The organism is Actinoplanes couchii (assembly GCF_016862075.1).
GTDB classification, from domain to species: Bacteria; Actinomycetota; Actinomycetes; order Mycobacteriales; family Micromonosporaceae; genus Actinoplanes; species Actinoplanes couchii.
This window is the reverse complement of record NZ_BOMG01000062.1, coordinates 28,743-47,280: the sequence shown is the minus strand read 5'-3', so window position 1 is coordinate 47,280 and position 18,538 is coordinate 28,743. Positions and strand designations below refer to the sequence as shown.

Genomic DNA, 18,538 nt, shown 5'->3' with positions numbered 1-18,538 from the left:
TCCCGCGACCATGAGGAACCCGGCGTAGCTGAGGGTTAGCTTGAGGCGGGCGCTCAAGGCCTGTCCCCCTCGACACCGTGGCGGGTGTCGCTGTCGATTCTGCGGTGCTTGTCCGTCTCGGCGTCGTGGGCGGGAGTGGGGGCCTCGATGCGGTAGCCGGAGCCTGCGACGGTTCCGATCACCCAGGGTTCGCCGAGGCGTTTGCGGAGGGCGGAGACTGTGATGCGTACCGCGTTGGTCAAGGGGTCGGCGTTTTCGTCCCAAGCCCGCTCCAACAGGTCCTCGGCGCTGACCACGCCGCCCTCGGCTGCGGTCAGGACCTCGAGGACGGCGAACTGCTTCCGGGTGAGGGCCACGTAACGGCCGTCGCGGAACACCTCCCGGCGGAACGGGTCGAGTCGCAGGCCGGCGATCTCCCGGACCGGCGGGCGGGCGTAAGCGCGCCGGCGGTCGAGGGCCCGTAGGCGGAGGACGAGTTCGCGGAGGTCGAACGGCTTGGTGAGGTAGTCGTCGGCGCCCAGGCCGAAACCGGACGTCTTGTCGTCGAGGCGGGCGGCGGCGGTGAGCATGAGGATCGGCATGCCGCTGCCGGAGGCGACGATGTGCCGGGCGACCTCGTCACCGGACGGTCCGGGGATGTCACGGTCCAGGACCGCGATGTCGTAGGAGTTGACGCTGAGCATCTCCAGCGCGGCGTCACCGTCACCGGCGATGTCGGCGGCGATCGCCTCCAGGCGCAGACCGTCGCGGACGGCTTCCGCCAGGTAGGGCTCGTCTTCCACGATCAGTACGCGCATGCCTGCACCCTAGGTCGGCAGCTCACCGGACCGGACCCGGCGCGGAATCCAGCAGCTCCGCACCAGGCGACGAGGAGGCAGGCGGCAGAGTGGCCGGGGAAGCACTCGGAGAATCGGCCGGGACCGCAGCCGGGGAAGCGGCCGACGAGGCAGCCGGGGACACGTCCCAAGAAGCAGTCAAAGAATCGGCCGCGGCCGCAGCTGAGGAGGCCGCCGACGCGGCGGCCCGGGACACGGTCGGGGCTGCGGCTGGGGAGATGGTCGGGGAACCGGTCGGGGCTGCGGTGGGGAAGGTGGTTCGCCACCAGCGGTGGGACAGGGCTGCGGCCAGGGCGGCTCCGGTGGCGTTCAGGAGGACGTCGTCGATTGAGGAGACTCTGTCCAGCTGGAATGTGTACTGGGCCGTTTCGATCAGGGCGGAACACACGGCTCCCAGGGCCAGGACTCGCGGGAGTGTGGTCAGGGCTGCGAAGCGGATCGGGGCGAAGAAACCCAGGGCGGCGAGGATCAGCAGGTTCACGAAGATGCCCAGTGGGCCCATGCCGATCAGGTCCACCAGCGGGATCAGGCTCACCCTTCCGGGGACGACGCCCGCTCCCGGGCCCGGGGACATCGTCATCCAGAGCATCGGGGCCGTTCCGTAGACCATGCCGACCTCGGCCAGCGAGTTCCGCCACGGGGCCGTGCTGCCGAACGCCTTCCGGAGCAGCGCCAGGACGGCCACCACCAGGAACGCCACGGGCATTCCCAGCAGGGTCATCAGGACTATGCCGTTCTCGTTGCCCAGACAGTGGGGCCAGTCGCCGGACAGGCAGGCCGGGGCCGACATCAGCAGTGGGCGACGGGCCACGAACAGCACTACGGCGACGGTCGCCAGCGCCGCGGCGTACAACAGAATCCTGCGGGTCATCAGGTCATTGGAGACGACGGGATGTTGCGGGGGCGTATGAAAAATCGGATACGCCGACGCAACATCCGGAGTAATTCGATGAAAGACATGAATGACAATTCTGTACGGCGGCGCACCCTGCTGACTGCGGTCGGGGCCACCCCGCTGATCGTGTCCGGGGCGGCGACGGCCACGTCCGGCCCGGCGACGGCCGCGTCCAGCTCGGCGACGGCGGCATCCGGAAAGGGGCCGGACGGATCGGGGACCACGGCGGAGCGGATCGCCGAATACGACAGGTATGTGCGTGATCTCGCTGCTCACGGCCGGTTCTCCGGAGTCGTGATGCTGTCCCAGAACGGGCGGACGATGCTGTCCCGCGCCTACGGCATGGCCGACGAGGAGCGCGGTATCCGGAACAGCGCGAAGACCCGGTTCACCCTCACCTCGGCGGGCAAGCCTTTCCACACGATCGCCGTACTTCAACTGGCGCAGCAGGGCAAACTGCGGCTCGACGACCCGGTGGGCAAGCATCTGACCGGCTTCCCGGCGGATGTCGCCGAGCGGGTGACCATTCATCACCTGCTGTCCGGGGCCTCGGGAACGGATGCCCCGCCGGAGGAGGTGGAACGCATCACGTACAGCCGCGCGGAGGTGCACGACTTCTACGCGCAGCGGGCCCGGCAGGCGCGGCTCACCGGCACCCCGGGGCTACCCAGCGAGACGCATCAGGAGGCGAACACCACGATTCCGGCGCTGATCGTGGAGGCGGTGTCCGGTCTGTCGTACTGGGATTATGTCGAGAAGTTCATCTTTCGGCGGGCCGGCATGACGGACTCGGGATTCTTCACCCGGACGCAGTGGCTCAACGACCGGACGATCGCGCACCCGTACATGCAATTGGCTGACGGAAGCTATGTCGACGCGCTGAGAAATCTGGACGAGGGCAGTCCGTTGGACCACATCGCCGGCAAGAATCCGGGGCGGATCTTCATCGACGCTCCGGGTGACGGCGGGTTCGCGACCGCCCCGGATCTGGTGCGGTTCGTCCGGGCCCTGCACGACGGCACCCTGCTGAGCAGGCAGTGGCTGGACGTGCTGATCGCCCCGAAGGCTCCGACCGGGCCGGCGTCGTTCGGGGCGTACGGCATCGGGGTGGAGATCTTCGCAGGTCAGTGGACCTATCAGCGGGCCGGCGGCAATCCGGGGGTGGGCGCGAACTGGACCGTCTTCCCGGAGACGGGATGGACCGGCGCCATCCTCATCAACCGGGACGCCGGTGATCTCATCGGCATGCTCGCAAAGGAGACCGAGGCGATCACCGGCGTGGCCCCGGACTCCGGAACGGGCGGGTAAAGGGCCGAAGAACAGGCAGCTGAAAGCGGGATGCTGAAGGTCAGGAACCGGTCGAGAACGCGGCAAGGCCTTCCAAGAGCCGATCAACTTCTTCCACCGTGTTGTACGGCGCCAGCCCCACCCGCAACGCGGGCGTCGGCAACTTGAGCGCCGCGAACGGCTCCTGGGCGTAGAAGGATCCGGCCGGAGCCAGGACGTCCCGGGCCGCCAGGAACAACTGGGCGTCCCGGGCGTCCCGCCCCTCGAAGCTCATCAGCAGCGTGGGAGTGCGATCCGCGGCGAGGGAGTGGAGGGTGACCGCGGGAAGACCGTTCTCGATCCGGGCCCGCAACGCCCCTTCATGGGAGTGGAGCGCCGCGAACGAGGTCGCCAGACGCTGCCGACGCCCGGCAACGGCGGCGCCGGAGAAGGAGGTAGGAGAGGCGAGGCTAGAGGAGGAGGTGCCGGGAGAAGAGGAGGTGGCGGAGCTGGCAGAAGCAGACGGAGAGGAGACAGCGGGGGAAGAGGGAACGGCGGCGGCGAGGAAGTCGACGGCCGCGGTGGCGCCCGCGAGCTGCTCATACGGCAGGGTGCCGAACTCGAATCGCTCGGGAACGCTGTCCGATGACGGGATCAGCTTGTCCGGTCGCAACGTCTCCAGCAGCGCCGGGTCAGCGGCAAGCACCCCACAGTGCGGCCCAAGGAATTTATAGGGCGAACACACGAAAAAATCAGCCCCGAGCGCGGAAACATCAACGAACCGATGCGCCGTGTAGTGCACCCCGTCAACGTAGAGCAGTGCCCCCACCGCATGGGCCATGTCCGCGATCTTCCGCAGTGGCGTGACGGTGCCGAGCACATTGGAGGCCGCGGTCACCGCAACCAGTCGGGTTCGCGGCGAGAAGGGCGAGAGGTCGGAAAGTTCCAGCTCGGTGGTGAAAGGATCGATCTCGATCCAGCGCACCGTGACGCCACGGGATGCCGCGGCTTGCACCCACGGCCGGATGTTGCTGTCGTGGTCGAGTCGGCTGACCACGATCTCGTCCCCCGGCTGCCACGTCCTGGCCAGGTGGCGGGAGAAGTCGTAGGTGAGCTGGGTGGCGCTGCGCCCGTGCACGATCCCGTTCGCGGGCACCCCGAGCAGGTCGGCGTAGGCGGCCCGGAACTCGGTGACGGCCCGGTCGGCGTTGCGTTCGGAGGCGCTGACCGCGCCCCGGTTGGAGAGCGGCCCGGTCATCGTCGCGACGATCGCCTCGGCGACCGGTCGCGGGGTCTGGGTGCCGCCGGGCCCGTCGAAGAACGCCAGGCCGGAGTCGAGGGAGGGGAAGTGGGCGCGAAAAGCGGTGACGTCGAAGCTCACCAGGCCGACTATACGAGCGCCCCGGGCGGGACGGGCTGAGCGAGTCAGACCGGCGAGATGCTGGCCCGGCGCAGAACCCGGACCGGTGGACCGGGATGTTCCGCGGGCGCCGCCCCGTCCAGAGCGGCCAGCACCACCCGCCCGAGCGTCAGCCCATGCTCATGCACGTCGATGCTGAGCGCGGCCAGCGGCGGCACCGCGAGTTCACAGAGCGGCGAATCGTCGTGTACCAGCAGACTGACCTGCCCGGGAACGTCGATCCCGGACCGGGAGGCCGCGACGGCCATCACATCGTTGTCGAAGATGACAGCGGTGGGCGGCGGCACCACAGCCAGCAACTCCTCGATCCCCCGCACCCCCGATGACGCGCTGTAGTCGCCTTCGACCAGGTGCACGCGGATGTCGTGCCGCCCCGCCGCGGCGACCATGGCCTCGGTCCGGTCAGCGGTGTGCACCAGATCAGCGGGCCCGGTGACCCGCCCGACCACCCGGTGTCCGAGCGAGGCCAGCAGATCCACGGCAACGGTCAACGCCCCCGCATCGTCGGTGACGACCCGGGAGAATCCGTCGAAAGCGGACCGCCCGGCCAGCACCGCGGGCAGCCCCAGCGAGGCGACGAACGCGGGCCGGGGATCGTCGTGGACCAGGTTGACCACGACCACGGCCCGCACCGTCCGATCCGACGCCCACCGCCGGTAGGTGTCCCGTTCGGCGTCGGCCGACGGCACCACCAGGAGCAACACCGTGATCCCGTGCGGGGTGAGCGCCTCCTCCATCCCGGCGATGAGTTCCAGGAAGAACGGCTCGACGCCGACCCGGGCGGCGTTCTCGGTGAGGACGAGGCCGACGAGCATTCAGCCGGCCAGCGAGTTCGCCGAGCGCAGCACCTCGGGCGCACTGAACGATTCCCCGTCCACCGGCGCCGTGGTCGCGACGTGGAACGTGCGGGTCTCCCCCGGCAGCAGGTCGACGAGCATGTGGTCGACGACGGCGTCCGGCGCGACCCGGTCGGCGAGGACCGCCACGTCCCTGGCGAACGACGCTGCGGTCACGGTCACCGAGTATCCACCGTCCACGGCGACCGTGTGGGCCCGTACCGCGGCGGGGTCGTAGTCGAGGTCCTTGTCCTCGGCGAACAGGTGCGTGGCGCGAAGCTCACCGGCGTCGGCGACCAGCACCTCGGACGCGGGCGTGGCGGCGGCGAGCAGCGCCGGATCGAGCTCGACAAGCGTCACCGACCGCGGCCCGACCGAAATCTCCGGGGAGTCGGACGCAAGCGGCGTGCCGTCGAAACGCAAGCGCCGCATCCGAGCGGTGAAATTCCACGGCAGATCGCTGTCGTTGATCGCTGCGAGCAGCGTGCGGTCGTCCCGGCGGACAAAGCAGATCAATTGCTGGGCGTACGCGTCCCGCAGCGCGAACCACGCGGGTTTCCGTCGCCCGCCGCCGTCCACCACGGCCCACGAGGTGACCGGCCAGCAGTCGTTGAGCTGCCAGATGATGCTGCCCATGGTCCGCGGGGCGTGACTGCGCAGATGCCGGACCGCATAGGCGGTGGCGCGCGCCTGATTGAGCTGGGTGGCCCAGTGCCAGTCCCCGAATTCAGCCGGCACCCGCATGTGGTGCGCGAGCCCGCGATCGAGTTTCCCGTTGCCGTCCTCGGCCTTCTGGTGCAGCAGGAAAGCGGCCGATTCCTTGTGCAGATCCCCGGGTGCGAGCGCGGCGGTCAGGGTGGCCCAGGTGGGTGGCGCCTGCCAGCCGAATTCGGAGCAGAACCGGGGTACGAAATTGTCGTGATAGGTGTAGTCCTGCCGATTCCAGGCTTCCCATTCGTGCCGGGTGCCGTGCCTGTCGTCGTTGGGATGCACGCCGGCGAAGAGCGGGCTGGACGGGCTGCCCGGGTGGTACGGCCGGGTCTGGTCGAGTTCGCTGAGCAGCGCCGGGAAGTCCTCGTAGTAGTAACGGGCGCCCCAGGTCGCGCCTTGCAACTGCTCTTTCCAGCCCCAGTCCTCGTGCCCCCAGATGTTCTCGTTGCCGCCGTTCCACAGGATCAGCGACGGGTGCGGGGCGAGCCGGGTCACGTTCTCCCGGGCCTCGGCGAGAATCTCCGACCGGAGTGGTTCCTCTTCGGCATAGGCCGCGCAGGCGAGCGGGAAGTCCTGCCAGACCAGAATGCCGCGCTCGTCGCAGACGTCGTAGAAGTCGTCGGTCTCCCAGATGCCGCCGCCCCAGATCCGCAGCAGATTGGCATTGGCGGCGACCGCTCGATCGACGGCGGTTTCGAGGCGTTCCCGGGTGATCCGGGTGAGCAGATGGTCCTCCGGGATCCAGTTCAGCCCGAGAACGAAGATCTCCTTGTCGTTCACGGACAGGGTGAACCGGCTGCCGTGCTCGTCGGCGCTCTCGTCCAGGTGCACGTCCCGGAAGCCGACCCGGGTGTGGTGCTCGTCGAGGGTCTCGGCGCCGTCGCGCAGGATCACCGCGACCGGAACGAGTGGCTGGTCACCGTGCCCGGCGGGCCACCAGAGCGGGGCGTCCGGCACGGCGAGCTCGACGGCGCCCTGATCGGTGCCGCCGGGCAGTTCGATCACGGCGCTGTGATCACCGGCGGTCACCTCGACGGTCAGCGGGCCGTCGGCGGCGCGTTCCACGTCGACGTGCACGGTGAGCCGGTCGCGGCCGGCGAGCGGGCGCACCGACGCCAGCCGGGCGGTGTGCCAGCGTTCCAGGCGCACGCCCTTCCAGATGCCCGCCGTCTGCAGATCGGGGCCCCAGTCCCACCCGAACGAGCAGGCCATCTTGCGGACGGCGTTGAACGGATGCGGGTACGGCCGCGGCCGGCTGCCCAGTTCTTTCTCGATCTGCTCCGCATATTCCAGCGCCGAGTCGAACCGCACACTCAGCGGGATGCCGCCGTCGTGCAGCAGGTGCCGCACGTCGAAGCGGTAGCCGCGGTGCATGTTGCGGGTGCGCCCCAGCTCGGATCCGGCGAACGACACCGTGGCCACCGTGTCGAGCCCGTCGAAGACCAGGTCGACACGTTCGCCGTCACCGGCCGGCGCGGCGGTGACGGTGCTGTCGTAGATCCACGAGCTGCGGTGGAACCAGACCAGATCGGCCTCGTGGGCGCCCAGGTAGGGGTCCGGGATCAGCCCGGCGGCGAGCAGGTCGGTGTGCACCGTGCCGGGCACCGTCGCGGGCACCCGCGCCGCGGCGATCGTGTCCGGAACGGGCCCTGCTGCGGCACGGACGGTCCAGCCCGTGTGCAGGTCGGTCTTGAGCATCGGGTCGCTCCTAGGGTTGTCGCCGCACCGGGGTTCCCACATTCTTAAGCAACTGAACGAAGCCCGTCAACGCTGGTGGAGGCGTCCCACAAATGGTCGATCTGGTACATCTGACCGCCGCCGGAACGAGCGTGGTGCTGGACTGCCGCGGCACCGCGCTGCCCTCCATCGTGCACTGGGGTGAGGCACTCGGCACGTTCACCGCGGAGGATCTGCTGCTCTCCACCGCGCCACAGCCGATCGGGTTCTCGGTGGACGGGGCGGTTCGGGTGTCGATGGTGCCGGAGCAGTCGGCCGGGTGGCTCGGTTCCCCCGGGCTGGCCGGGCACCGGGACGGGCGGGCGTGGTCCACCGCGTTCCAGGTGACCGGAATCGATCGGGGCGATTCATACGTACACATCAATGCCTTCGATCCTGAGGCCGGTCTGCGGCTGCGCATCGAGCTGGAGCTGACGCCCTCCGGGGTGCTGCGGGCGCGGTCGCGGCTGACCAGCGTCGCGCCCGGCACGTACTGGCTGGAGCATCTGACGGTCTTCCTGCCGGTGCCGTCCGCGACGGTGGAGCTGCTCGACTTCACCGGTCACCATCTGCGCGAACGGTCGCCGCAACGGACCGCGTTCACACACGGACTGCGGGTGCGGGAGAACCGGACCGGGCGCACCGGGTACGACGCGGCCTACCTGCTGTGTGCCGGGACGGCCGGGTTCTCGAACCGGCAGGGCCAGGTGTGGGGCCTGCACACCGCGTTCTCCGGCGGGGCGCGGACCATTGCCGAGCGTAACTATCACGGGCACTCGGCGCTCGGTGGTGGCGAGCTGCTGCTGCCCGGTGAGATCGGTCTGGCCGAGGGCGATTCCTACACCACGCCGTGGATCCACGGGGCGTTCTCGGCGTCCGGGCTGGACGGGATCTCGGCGCGGTTCCACGATCTGCTGCGGTCCCGGCCGCATCATCCGGCGTCGCCGCGGCCGGTGGTGGTCAACACCTGGGAGGCCGTCTACTTCGATCACGATCTGGACCGCCTGACCGCTCTTGCCCAGGCTGCCGCGGAGGTGGGGGCGGAGCGGTTCGTGCTCGACGACGGGTGGTTCGGGTCGCGGCGCACCGACGACACCGGGCTCGGGGACTGGTTCGTGTCCGCCGACGTGTGGCCGGACGGGCTGTCGCCGCTCATCGACGTGGTGTGTGAGCTGGGCATGGAGTTCGGGCTCTGGGTGGAACCCGAGATGATCAACCCCGATTCGGAGCTGGCCCGCGCCCACCCGGACTGGATGATGGGTATCGGTCACCGGCTGCCCGGGGCCGCGCGGTCGCAGCAGGTTCTGGATCTGCACAATCCGGCGGCGTACGCCTACATCCTCGGCCGCCTCGACGCGCTGCTGACCGAATACGACATCGCCTATCTGAAGTGGGACCACAACCGGGATCTGGTGGAGGCCGGGCATCCGGGCAGCGGCCGGGCCGGGGTCCACGATCAGACCCGGGCCGTCTACCGGCTGCTCGACGAGCTGCGGGAACGGCATCCGGTGGTGGAGATCGAGTCGTGCTCGTCCGGCGGCGGGCGGGTCGACCTGGAGATCCTGGAACGCACCGACCGGGTCTGGGCCTCGGACTGCATCGACGCGCACGAACGGGTCGCCATCCAGCGGTGGACCTCGCTGCTGCTGCCCCTCGAGCTGATCGGGTCGCACGTCGGGGCGCCGGTGTCGCACACCACCCACCGGCATCTGCCGCTGGACATGCAGGCCGGCAACGCGATCTTCGGGCACTTCGGCATCGAGTGGGACCTGACCTCGGCCTCCGCCGAGGACCGCGCGCGGCTCGCCGAGTGGGTGGCGCTCTACAAGGAGCTGCGCGACCTGCTGCACACCGGCACGCTGGTGCACGGGGACGAGAGCGATCCGGCGTACTCGCTGACGGGTGTGGTGACCGGAACCGACGCCCTCTTCGCGCTGACCGCCACCGCGACCAGCGTCTCCTATCCGCCCGGGGCGATGATCCTTCCCGGTCTTGACCCGGACACCGTCTGGCACGTCCGCCCCCAGCCGCCCGCCGACGTCGCGGACGGCAACGCGGCGGCGTGGGGAGCCGCGCTACCCTGGTGCACTCCGCGGGGCGTGCGCCTGAGCGGGCGGGTGCTCGGCGGCTCCGGCCTGCGGCTCCCGGTCCTCTACCCGGACCGGGTGCTGCTGATCCGGGCCACCGCCGTGCTGTCGAGGGGGCCGGTGTGAGAGATCGTCCCGGTCGCGGGCACCGTCCGGCGGCTCGCGAGAGCATCCTCGACGCGATCCGCGCCGCCGAGCAGCTGAGCCGGGTCGAACTGGCCGCCGTCACCGGGCTCACCGAGGCCGCGGTGTCGATGACGGTGCGCCGCCTGCTGGACGAGGGCCTGCTGATCGAAACCGGTCGCACCCCGACCGGCGGCAAACCACGCACGATGCTCCGCCTGGACCCGGCGGCCCGCCTGGCCGTCGGCGTCCACCTGGACCGGGACGTGACCACGTTCGTGCTGACCGGGCAGACCGGCGGCGTCATCTCCCGGCTGGCCCGGCCGGCCCTCGCGGCGGACCTCGCCGACGGCATCGACCTGCTGCTGACCGCCTCGGGGGTGGACCGGGCCCGCTGTCTCGGCATCGGGGTGGTCTGGCCCGGACCACGCGACGACGTGCCGCACCTGCGCGGCTGGGATCCCACCGAGCTGCGTAAACGGCTCGCCGAGGAGAGCGGCCGGCCGGTACTGGTGGAGGACGGCGCGACCGCTGCGGCGGTCGGCGAGTACTGGGTGGCCCGGATCGGCGCGGACCGCCCGTTCGCGGCCCTGCACATGGGCTCGAGCATCGGCGCCGGCATCGTCGTGGACGGCCGGGCGCTGCGTGGAAGCGTGGGCGGTTTCGGTCACGTCTGTGTCCAGGCGGACGGACCGGAATGCTGGTGCGGCAGCCGCGGCTGCCTGGAGACGCTGGCCGGCCCGGAGGCGGTGGTGGCGGCGGCCCGCGCCGATCCGGCGGCCGCCGCGGAAGCCGGCCTGGACCGGTCGGTGTCCCGCGGCGTGACCGCCGACTTCGCGGCGGTGGCCCGGGCGGCGCGAGCGCACGGTCCGCGGTGCCTGGCGTTGCTGGAGACCTCGGCGTCGTACGTCGCGGCAGCCGCCGAATCGGTGGTGAACCTGCTCGACCTGGACCTGCTGGTGCTGACCGGCCCCGGTTTCGCGGCGGCGTCGTTCGTCTACGGCCCGGCCATCATGCGCCGCGTCCAGCCCGCCGGCGCCCGGACCTGGAACCGCTCGGTGACGGTCACCGTCTCCTCGGCCGCCGCCACCGCCTCCGCGACCGGGGCGGCGGCCGTGGTCCTGCAGTCCCACCTGCGCCGTCAGCAGTAGTGGTCGACCAGCTCGGCCACCAGATCCCGCCCCTGTTCGCGCAGGATCGGCTCGGCGGCGCCGAACGTCTCGACCAGCGCCCGTAGCGGATCATCGGATTCGGCGGCGGCCTCGGGCGCCAGGCCGGCCAGCCAGCCGGTGGCGTCCCGCTGCATCTCGGGCGGCCACGACGCGAAGACCTCCAGCAGGCCGCGGTGCTGCTCGGCCACGACGAGGACATCACCGCCCAGGGCGCGCAGGCGGTCCGGCAGCGGACGGTCCCGCCAGTCCCATTCGTAGCGATCCACGTCGTCGCCGATCCAGATCCGCGGGTCCGGCACGGGTTTGCTCCGGGCCTCCTCGTGCCAGCGCCCGGCGAGATCACTGGTCTGCCGGACGACCGTCTCCGGCGCCGGATCGGCGGGCCACAGCGCCAGCAGGTATCGGTCGACGGACGGGTCGACATCGAGCATGGCGACCTCATCTCCGGCGGCGTCCATCGCGGTGCCGCAGAACCGGGCTCGGAGACTCGGGGCCCCGGGCAGGCGCACCGGATGATGGTCGTCGAACGAGGTGAGGGCCAGCTCGGTGCCGGTCGGCCGGAACGGGACCTCGACGACCTCCTCCCACTCGCCGGCGAGCGGGGGCTCGGCGTCGTGCCACTCGACGCGGACCGGGATCCGGCCGTAGTTCCGCCCGACGATCATCGACAGGACACCGGGAGCGTTGGCCCCGCACAGACCGTTGCGCTGGCCGGCTCGCGCAGTCGTCAGATCCGGCAGGTCGGCCTCGTCCTCGGCCAGGTAGAGAAAGCGATATTGCACATGCACGAGAGCGTCCAGCAGCACATCCATCCCGTAATGATCCCGCAACAGTTGACGGACGCCGATGCAATCGGGCGTGGCGAGACTCGGGGACATGCGCGATGAGATCACTCGACGTCGATTCCTTCGAGCGGTGGGGGCCAGCGGCGGGGCCGGGGCCATGTTCGCCACCATGGGAGCGCTCGGGCTGGCGCCCGCGCAGGCCGCGACACCCGCGTTCCAGGCTCCCCGGCTGTCCGATTTTCATCTGACCGGGCGGGCGGCCCGCACCGTGGTCGTCCTGGGCGGCGGGATCGCCGGCCTGACGGCCGCCTACGAACTGGGAAAAGCCGGCTACGACTGTACGGTCCTGGAAGCTCGCGCCGTCACCGGCGGGCGCAATTTCACCGTTCGCGGCGGCACCACACAGACCGATCTCGACGGGCACACGCAGAAAGCGGCCTATTCCCCCGGCGTCTATCTCAACGCCGGCCCGGCCCGCATCGCCCAGTGGATGGTCACCATGGACTACTGCCGGGAACTCGGTGTGCCGATCCAGCCGTTCGTCAACGCCAATGCCGACGCGCTGATCTACAACGAGGCGAACGGCGCACCGGTGCGATACCGAACGGCGAAGGCCGACGTGTACGGCTACGTCTCCGAACTTCTGGCCAAGGCCACCGATCAGGGCGCGCTCGACGGCCGGCTGACCGCTGAGGACAAGACGCGGCTGCTGTCGTTCCTGGAGGGATTCGGGGCGATCGGGGCGGCCCACGAATACGGCGGTACCAATCGGCGGGGCTTCCAGGCGTACCCGGGCGCGGGTTTGAACGAGGGCACTCCGCTGCCCGGGCCACCGGCCCTGTCGGACGTCTTCGCCGGCAATGTGGGCCGCTATTTCAGTTTCGAACTCGGCTACGACCAGGCGATGATGATGTTCCAGCCGGTCGGTGGCATGGACCGGATCGCGGCGGCGCTGACCACGGCGATCGGCGCCCGCCGGGTGCGGCTGGGCGCCGAGGTGCTGGAGGTGACCGGCCGTTCCTCGCAGGTGACGGTCACCTATCGGCAGGGCGGCCGGACCCGCGCGCTGACCGCCGATTTCTGTGTGGCGACACTGCCGCCGCATCTGATGGCCCGGGTGCCGCACAATCTCGGCGCCGGCGTGACGTCGGCGCTGTCGTCGTTCCCGGCGGCGGCCTCCGGGAAGATCGGTCTGGGATACCGCAGCCGCTGGTGGGAAACCGATCTGCGGATCTACGGTGGCATCACCGAAACCGATCTGGACCTGGCCCACGTCTGGTACCCGTCGCACGATTTCCACGCCGCCCGGGGCCTGATCGTCGGCTACTACAACACCGGGACGGCGGCCCGCGCCTACGGCGCCCTGACCCCCGCCGAACGCACCGATCGTGCCGTCATGCAGGGCGTGAAGATCCACGGCGAGAAGTACCGTTCGGAATTGTCGTCGGCGTTCTCGATCGCCTGGCATCGCACGCCGTTCCTGGAGGGCGCCTGGACCTCGCCGCCGTGGACCACCCCCGCCTATCGCCTGCTGCTGGAACCCGCGGGACGCGTCTATTTCGCCGGCGACTGGCTGAGCCACGAGGTGGCCTGGCAACACGGCGCCTTCGTCTCGGCACGGGCCGCGGTGACCGCCCTGCATCAACGGGTGCTCTCCACCGGCGTACCCCGGTGACGGATTTTGATCGGGAAGTTTGGTGACCCCACGGGGCCGCGGTCGGGAGCGGGGCGAAGACCTGCCGCGCGTCGGCCGATGGGGCCGGTATGAGGGCTGGCCTGGTGGCGGTGGCCGGATTCGGCGTGGCGTCCCAGGTGGTGCTGGTCTCGGCGGGCTTCCCGAGGCCGCTGCTGGTGATCGCCGGCGTGGTGGCCGTGGCGGTCGCCGCCGGAGCCGTGTGGGTGCTCGCCCGCCGGGCCGCCGGCGCGACCGGCCGTGAGCGCCTGGCCTGGACCCTGGTCGCCGTAGGCACCCTGTTGTGGCTGGTGGGGACGGTGTTGAGCCTGGTCACGGCGATCCGCGGCGATCAGAGCCCACCGCCCCGGCCGGAGGCGATCATCGGTGGGCTGGGCGCTACGCTGGCGATGTTCTGCCCGATCGTCGGGCCGGGGCCGGCTCTGCGCCGGCGGGAACGGCTGCGGATGGTCGCCGAGGGCGCGATGGCCGCCACCGCGATGTTCGTGCCGGCCTGGACGTACCTGCTGGCGCCCGGGTACCGGGACGTCGGCGGCCTCTTCACCACCCTCATCGCCGTCGCGGTGTGTGTGCAGATCTGCACGACTGCGGTGTCGCTGGTGCTGCTGTCCCGGCGTCGCGCCGACGGCCCCACCGCGTTCACCATGCTGGCCGCCGCGTTCGGCGTCTTCGGCATCACCACCGTCGTCTACTGCGGTTTTGTGCTGCGCGGCGCCTCGAACCAGATGGCGTCGGTGTCGGCGCTGATGACCGTCGGCACCTACCTGCTGCTGCGGATGGGCCGTTGTCCGATGCCGACCGACGTGCCGCCGTGGAGCGGGGCCGCGACCGGGATCCGGGCCGGACTGCCCTACCTTCCGGTGCTCGGCGCCTTTCCGGTGGCCGTGACCAGCTGGTTCACCGGCGCGTTCGACGGGGTGCTGTTCACCGCCATGGCGGTTCTGTTCCTGTTGGTCCTCCTTCGGCAGTTCCTTGCGCTGTACGGCAACTCGCTGCTGCTGGCCGAGGTCGGCGCGGCTCGTGCGGAGCTGCAGTACCAGGCCACCCACGACCACCTGACCGGGCTGACGAACCGGAAGTATCTCTACGAACGTGCCACCGGCTGGGGCCGGGCCGGCGCTCCGATCGCCCTGCTGCTGCTCGATTTGGACGGCTTCAAACAGATCAACGACCGTTTCGGGCACGCCGTCGGTGACGAGGTCCTGGTAGAGGTGGCGGCGGTGCTGACCGCGGTGGTGCCGGCCGGGCACACCGCGAGCCGTCTCGGTGGCGACGAGTTCGCGGTGGTCCTGGAACCGGCCCCGCCGCTGGCCGAGGCGGCCGCCGTGGGCGAGCGGATCGTCGCGCTGATCAGCGCCGCGGGCCGGGTCGGGGCCAGTGTCGGCCTGGCTTACGAACCGGCCGGCCGGGCCACCCTGGGCTCGATGCTCAGCGACGCCGACGCGGCCCTCTACCGGGGCCACCGGCAAGGGCCGCGTCGTCATGCATGCCCCTTGACCCGTTCTGCCCCGATATCTGACCGGTACATTTGTCACGGCCAGGAGTAGATCGATGGCTCTGTCCGGCGAGCCGGCATCTTCGTAGCGTTGTCCGCATGAATGACGTCGCGGTACGGCTCAGCGGGATCGGCCGGCGCTTCGGGGCGGTGCGGGCCCTGGACGGGCTCGATCTGACCATCGAACGGGGCAGCGTCGTCGCGCTCCTGGGGCCGAACGGAGCGGGCAAGACCACCGCCGTCTCGATCATGCTCGGGCTGACGTCCCCCGGCACCGGCACGGTGACCGTCTTCGGTCAGACCCCGGCGGCAGCGGTCCGGGCCGGGCGGGTCGGCGCGATGATGCAGGACGCCGGGGTCGTGCCCGTCGCCACCGTGCGGGAGGTGGTGGAGCTGGCCCGGTCGCTCTACCCGGATCCACTCCCCCTCGACCGGCTCCTGCACACCGCCGGGCTCACCGATCTGGCCGGGCGCCGGTGGGACCGGCTGTCCGGCGGGGAGGCGCAACGGGTCCGGTTCGGATTCGCGCTGGCCGGGGCGCCGGAGCTGCTGGTGCTCGACGAGCCCACCACCGCGATGGACGTCGCCGCCCGTGACCTGTTCTGGGAGACCGTCCACAGTTACGCCGCCGACGGGCACACCGTCCTGTTCAGCACCCATCAGCTGCACGAGGCGGACCGGTTCGCCGACCGGATCGTGGTGCTCGCCGCGGGCCGCCTGGTGGCGGACGGTTCGCCCGCCGAGATCCGGGCGCTGGCCGGTGGCCGGACGGTCGCCTTCGACCGGGACGGCACGCCCGCCGACGACCTGGCCGGGCTTCCGGGTGTGCGGTCGGTGGAGATCCGCGGGGACCGCGTGGTGCTCACCACCGATGACGCCGACACCACGGACGCCGCCCTGGCCGGCCGCGGTTTCCGGGGCCTGGAGGTGACCGGCTCGCTGGACGCCGCGTTCAAGAGCCTGACAACCGGAAAGGACGATTGATGATGTACGCGTACCTGCGCTTCGAGTCACGCCGGCTGATCCGGGATCCACGTCTGCTGCTGTTCTCCGTCCTGGGCCCGGTCGTGACCTATGTGATCTTCTCCGGCTGGTCCTCGGGCGACCGTCTGGAGGGTCTGGACCCGGCGGTCGCGGTGATGATCGGGCTGGCCGGTTACGGCGCGGTGGCCGGTGTGCTCATGGTCGGCGCGACGGTCTCGCAGGAGCGGGCGGCCGGGTGGCTGCGGCAGCTGCGGGTCACCCCGTTGCCGGCGAGCCGGGTGGTCACGGTGAAAGCGCTGCTCGCGTCGGTGAGCGCGTTCCCGCCGGTGATCGCGGTGGGTCTCGCCGCCCGGATCCAGCACGACGTCGCGCTGTCCGCCGGCCGCTGGGCCGTGCTGCTGACGCTGATGTGGGCCGGCACGGTGCCGTTCGCACTGCTCGGGCTGGCCATGGGCTACGGGCTCACGCCACAGATCGCCCAGCCCGCCAACTTCCTGGTGTTCCTGGTGCTCGCCGTCCTGGGTGGTCTGCTGGCGCCGGCGGCCTACTTCCCGGAGGCGTTGCAGCGGCTGGCACACGCGCTGCCGACGTACCGGTATGCCGAACTCGGCTGGTCCACAGCCGCAGGGCAGGCGCCACCAACGGCCGGTTTGCTGATCCTCGTCGCGTGGTCGGTCGTGTTCGGACTGGTCGCGGCGTGGGCCTATCGGCGGTCGGCCGGTCGTGGCTGACGTCCCGGTACGGTGACGGTCGTGACGGGACAGCGACGGCGCGGGTGGGTTCTGCTGGCCGCGCACACCCTGTGGCTGTGGTTCCTGCTGCCGCCCGCCCTGACGATCGAGCGCGGTGACGTCCTGCCCGCGGTGGGGCTGGCCCTGTTCGTGCTGCTCTCGCTGGCCGCGGCGGGCGCGACGGTGACCGACCTGCCGATCCGGCCCGGCGTGCACCGGGCCGGGCTGGCCGGGCTCGCGCTGCTCGGTGTCGGGCTGGCCGCGTTCGCCGACAGCCCGGCGGAGTGGCTGATCCTGTTCCTGTTCGTGGCCGCGGCGGGTGCTGCCGGGCTGGCCCGCCCGGTCGCCGCGTTCCTCTGGATCGGTGGCAGCGTCACCGCGGTCCTGGTCATCGCGGCGGTCCGTGACCTGCCGGCCGACGATGCCATGACCACGGCGGTGATCACCCTGTTGGCGGGCACCGTGACCGTCGCGTTCGCCCGGCTGGACCGGCTGGTCGGCGAGCTCCGCCGGACCCAGCAGGAGCTGGCCCGGACCATGGTGGAGAAGGAGCGACTGCGCTTCGCCAAGGACCTGCACGACCTGCTCGGCCACACCCTGTCCCTGGTGGTGGTGAAAGCGCAGGTGGTGCGCCACCTGACCAGCACCGACCCGGCACGGGCGGCAACCGAGGCGGCCGACATCGAACGCATCGGGCGCACCGCGCTCACCGACGTGCGCGAGGCCGTCTCCGGTTACCGCGAGCAGACCCTGGCCGGGGAGCTGGAGAACGCCCGCGCCGTGCTGGCGGCAGTCGGCATCGACGTCACGGTCACCGAGAACACCCACGCCGGCGGGGGCTCTTCTGTCGGTGTCGAGGCTGACGACGTGTTCCGTTGGGTGTTGCGGGAGGCGCTGACCAATGTGCTGCGGCACAGCCGGGCGTCGCGCTGTGACATCACGATCGACCGGGACGACGGTGGTTCGGTGCTGACCGTCCGGGACGACGGGGTGGGCGGGCAGCCCCGGCCGGGAAACGGACTGCGCGGCCTCACCGAACGCCTGGGCCAGGTCGGCGGCACCCTGCTGGTCGGCCCGGCGACCGGCGGCGGTCTGCTGCTGACCGCCCGGGTGCCGATGGCCGCCCTGCCCGCGCGGTCACCCGGCACGGTGAGCCGATGATTCGGCTGCTGCTCGCTGAGGATCAGGGCATGATGCGTGGGGCTCTGGCTCTGTTGTTGGACCGGGAGCCGGACATCAGCGTGGTGGCGCAGGCCGCCACCGCGGCGGAGGCTCTGCAGGCCGCTCTGCGGACGGCACCCGAGGTGGCTCTGCTGGACATCGAGATGCCCGGTGGGAACGGGCTGGATCTCGCGGCCGAGCTGCGGGAGCGGGTGCCTGGTTGCCGGGTGCTGATTCTGACCACGTTCGGGCGGCCCGGTTATCTGCGGCGGGCCATGGAGGCGGGGGCTTCGGGGTTTCTGGTGAAGGACGGGCCGGTGGAGAACCTGGCCGGCGCGATCCGGCGGGTGCTGGCCGGGGAGCGGGTCATCGATCCGGCTCTGGCCGCGGCGGCGCTGTCGGACGGGCCGAACCCGCTCACCGATCGGGAGAGGGACGTCCTGGCCGCCGCGGTGGACGGGGCCACGGTCGCCGACATCGCCGGGACGCTGCAGCTGTCGCGGCACACCGTCCGGAACTATCTGTCCGCGGCGATCGGCAAGACCGGCACCCGCAACCGGGTCGAGGCGGCGCGCAGTGCCCGGGACAAGGGCTGGATCTGACCGCCGTTCCCGGGTGACAGCAGGC

General features: G+C 70.9%; 15 protein-coding genes. 9 read left to right on the top strand and 6 right to left on the bottom strand.

Features of this window, described 5'->3' with window-relative positions:
- Positions 1-53: 53 nt before the first annotated feature.
- Both Aco03nite_RS25600 and Aco03nite_RS25595 read right to left on the bottom strand, forming a co-directional pair.
- Complete coding sequence (locus Aco03nite_RS25600; protein WP_203798658.1) at positions 54-797, bottom strand: response regulator transcription factor; 744 nt, start codon at positions 795-797, stop codon at positions 54-56.
- Between the two features lie 22 nt (positions 798-819).
- On the bottom strand, positions 820-1,707 hold the full coding sequence (locus Aco03nite_RS25595) for a VanZ family protein (RefSeq protein WP_239145420.1): 888 nt from the start codon (positions 1,705-1,707) through the stop codon (positions 820-822).
- 87 nt (positions 1,708-1,794) lie between these two features.
- On the opposite strand from Aco03nite_RS25595, the gene Aco03nite_RS25590 reads away from it, so the two are divergent.
- Positions 1,795-3,039: a serine hydrolase domain-containing protein gene (locus tag Aco03nite_RS25590; protein ID WP_203798656.1), complete on the top strand. Its 1,245-nt coding sequence runs from the start codon at positions 1,795-1,797 to the stop codon at positions 3,037-3,039.
- 40 nt (positions 3,040-3,079) lie between these two features.
- On the opposite strand, the gene Aco03nite_RS25585 is transcribed toward Aco03nite_RS25590, so the two are convergent.
- Genes Aco03nite_RS25585 through Aco03nite_RS25575 form a run of 3 tightly spaced genes read right to left on the bottom strand, consistent with a single transcriptional unit; the run spans position 3,080 to position 7,662 of the window.
- Positions 3,080-4,378: an aminotransferase class V-fold PLP-dependent enzyme gene (locus Aco03nite_RS25585; RefSeq protein ID WP_203798654.1), complete on the bottom strand. Its 1,299-nt coding sequence runs from the start codon at positions 4,376-4,378 to the stop codon at positions 3,080-3,082.
- Positions 4,379-4,422: 44 nt separating this feature from the next.
- Positions 4,423-5,232, bottom strand: a complete 810-nt coding sequence (locus Aco03nite_RS25580) for a LacI family DNA-binding transcriptional regulator (protein WP_203798652.1) — start codon at positions 5,230-5,232, stop codon at positions 4,423-4,425.
- Positions 5,233-7,662, bottom strand: a complete 2,430-nt coding sequence (locus Aco03nite_RS25575) for a glycoside hydrolase family 2 protein (RefSeq protein ID WP_203798650.1) — start codon at positions 7,660-7,662, stop codon at positions 5,233-5,235.
- A gap of 92 nt (positions 7,663-7,754) precedes the next feature.
- Between Aco03nite_RS25575 and Aco03nite_RS25570 the strand changes: the two genes are divergently transcribed.
- Positions 7,755-9,893, top strand: a complete 2,139-nt coding sequence (locus tag Aco03nite_RS25570) for an alpha-galactosidase (RefSeq protein WP_203798648.1) — start codon at positions 7,755-7,757, stop codon at positions 9,891-9,893.
- Positions 9,890-11,041 (top strand): ROK family transcriptional regulator, encoded by a 1,152-nt coding sequence (locus Aco03nite_RS25565; RefSeq protein ID WP_203798646.1) that lies wholly within the window; start codon positions 9,890-9,892, stop codon positions 11,039-11,041. Before Aco03nite_RS25570 ends, Aco03nite_RS25565 begins: the two co-directional genes overlap by 4 nt.
- Here the strand turns inward: Aco03nite_RS25565 and Aco03nite_RS25560 are convergent.
- Positions 11,032-11,874, bottom strand: a complete 843-nt coding sequence (locus Aco03nite_RS25560) for a hypothetical protein (RefSeq protein WP_203798644.1) — start codon at positions 11,872-11,874, stop codon at positions 11,032-11,034. The genes Aco03nite_RS25565 and Aco03nite_RS25560 overlap by 10 nt on opposite strands.
- Positions 11,875-11,938: 64 nt before the next feature.
- On the opposite strand from Aco03nite_RS25560, the gene Aco03nite_RS25555 reads away from it, so the two are divergent.
- From Aco03nite_RS25555 to Aco03nite_RS25530, 6 genes are all read left to right on the top strand, one after another.
- A complete protein-coding gene (locus Aco03nite_RS25555) occupies positions 11,939-13,522 on the top strand; it encodes a flavin monoamine oxidase family protein (RefSeq protein WP_203798642.1) in 1,584 nt (527 codons plus the stop codon).
- 89 nt (positions 13,523-13,611) lie between these two features.
- Positions 13,612-15,087: a GGDEF domain-containing protein gene (locus tag Aco03nite_RS54150; RefSeq protein ID WP_203798640.1), complete on the top strand. Its 1,476-nt coding sequence runs from the start codon at positions 13,612-13,614 to the stop codon at positions 15,085-15,087.
- A gap of 47 nt (positions 15,088-15,134) precedes the next feature.
- A complete protein-coding gene (locus Aco03nite_RS25545; protein ID WP_203798638.1) occupies positions 15,135-16,019 on the top strand; it encodes an ABC transporter ATP-binding protein in 885 nt (294 codons plus the stop codon).
- Positions 16,019-16,750, top strand: coding sequence for an ABC transporter permease (locus Aco03nite_RS25540; protein WP_203798636.1), 732 nt, complete (start codon positions 16,019-16,021; stop codon positions 16,748-16,750). Before Aco03nite_RS25545 ends, Aco03nite_RS25540 begins: the two co-directional genes overlap by 1 nt.
- A 21-nt stretch (positions 16,751-16,771) precedes the next feature.
- Entirely contained in the window at positions 16,772-17,911 is a 1,140-nt protein-coding gene (locus tag Aco03nite_RS25535) for a sensor histidine kinase (protein WP_203798634.1), read from the top strand.
- Entirely contained in the window at positions 17,908-18,513 is a 606-nt protein-coding gene (locus Aco03nite_RS25530; RefSeq protein ID WP_203798632.1) for a response regulator transcription factor, read from the top strand. The genes Aco03nite_RS25535 and Aco03nite_RS25530 overlap by 4 nt, the downstream gene beginning before the upstream one ends.
- The last annotated feature ends 25 nt before the right edge of the window (positions 18,514-18,538 follow it).